The sequence below is a fragment of the Muriicola sp. genome (assembly GCF_049669965.1).
GTDB lineage: Bacteria > Bacteroidota > Bacteroidia > Flavobacteriales > Flavobacteriaceae > Muriicola.
In genome coordinates, this window is sequence record NZ_JBATLB010000206.1 from 1 (window position 1) to 1,851 (window position 1,851).

Genomic DNA, 1,851 nt, shown 5'->3' on the forward strand with positions numbered 1-1,851 from the left:
GTGTGGATCAGTGCCACTTCCTTTTCTGCCTGGTTGAGCTTGGCTTTTTTTACCGCTAACTCTAATTTTTTCCAGTCCCTTATTGTCTTATCGGTATCTTCAATTAATACCCGTTTGCAAATTTTACCGGATTCAATAAATAGAAAAGTAAGATGCGTGAGAATATCATAAATATCAGACCTTCCTCTGGTGATCTCTATATTCATCTGTTCTTCATCGATCCTGTAACAGTTCCGTCTTCTTTTTGGGGGTATAATAGGCTGGAAATGTGTCTTTGAATATCCTTCATCCGAAGTAAGGTTGATAAAACGACATTGCTCTATTCCTTCAGGGAGCCTTTCCAGCACATAAATGAGTCCGTTGAGCTCTGTTTTTTCTTCCGCTACAGTCCCGTAGATCTCCGGTCTTAACAATAAAAGGGCATTTCGCAGTGTCTCACCCGAAACCCCCATTGGTTTGTAAAAGCCCCTGTTGAACAGATGCCGCATGGTGATATACAAACGTTCAATAGCGTTTGTAGACTCCTGTGCCCTGGTTGTGTCCTTAATTTTGCTCATAAATTAACACAAAAATACACTATATATTCCTGATTTTGCTTCTCTTATGGCCTGCTTACTATCTCTAGACCTCCTTTTGAACTTCCAATCCCGATGCCAGCTTCCTGTCATTAGATAACCGCTGTACCTTATTTTGGCCTCCTAATTTTCCAACTGATTTCATATAGGTTTGAAAACCGCCTGATTTTATGGAAGTGATCTTCAATGGTTGCAAAATACTTCCCTTGATTAGATCCAGGTAATAACTATTTTGCTGCTGAAGGGCCTGATCCAGGATTTGTGCAAACTTTTTCATATCGGTAGGTTTCTTCCCGAATTCAATAAACCATTCGTGATATGGAAGCTCTTTATTTTCCGGGGTGATCTGTGGGGCCACAGTAAACTCATTTACTTGCGCACCTGATGACCCAATAGCTTCTTGCATGGCATATTCTACTTCCTTGGCAATAACATGTTCTCCAAAGGCCGAAATAAAATGCTTAATTCTGCCTGAAACAATTACCCTATAGGGTTTTACAGAAATAAACTGAATGGTATCTCCCAAATCATAGGCCCATAACCCGGCGTTCGTAGAGATGATCATCGCGTAGTTTACCCCAATTTCCACCTCCTCTAGTGTGATCCTTTCCGGATTTTCATTGAAAAAGTCGTCCGCTCGTACAAATTCATAGAAGATCCCTGAGTCTAGCAAAAGCAGCATTCCCCTTTCGTTCTGTTTGTCCTGATAGGCAAAAAATCCTTCGCTGGCAGGGAAAAGCTCTATGCTGGCAACCTTTCGGCCCATTAAATTTTCGAACATTGCACGGTACGGTTCATAATTTACCCCGCCATAGATAAATAGTTCAAAATTCTTAAAAAGCTCTCCTATTTTTTTGCCGGAAACCGCCCTGAGTTTTTCAAAATACATTTGTACCCAGGAAGGAATCCCCGCAATGACCGTCATATCCTGATCAATTGTTTCTTCTACGATCTTCTCCACCTTTGTTTCCCAATCCTCAATACAATTGGTTTCCCAACTGGGCAATCTGTTCTTTTGTAGATAGTTAGGGACATAATGTGCAGAAATCCCAGAGAGCCTGCCCAGTTTTATTCCGTTTTTTTCTGTAAGTTCCGGACTGCCCTGTAAAAAGATCATTTTGCCATTTACAAAAGAGGTTCTTCCGGTCTCATGGATATAACTAAGAATGGCATTTCGGGACGCTTCTACCTGGTGTTTTATAGAAACCTTTGTGATAGGGATATATTTTGCTCCGGAGGTTGAGCCACTTGTTTTTGCAAAATAAATAGGTTTTCC

At 41.0% G+C, this 1,851-nt stretch carries 2 protein-coding genes; both read right to left on the reverse strand.

All coding sequences use genetic code 11. From position 1 onward, the window contains the following. A partial coding sequence (locus tag WBM49_RS10600; RefSeq protein WP_424372022.1) for a DUF6909 family protein occupies positions 1-557 on the reverse strand: 557 nt, incomplete at its 3' end. A gap of 64 nt (positions 558-621) precedes the next feature. Then, a partial coding sequence (locus tag WBM49_RS10605) for a GH3 family domain-containing protein (protein WP_424372023.1) occupies positions 622-1,851 on the reverse strand: 1,230 nt, incomplete at its 5' end.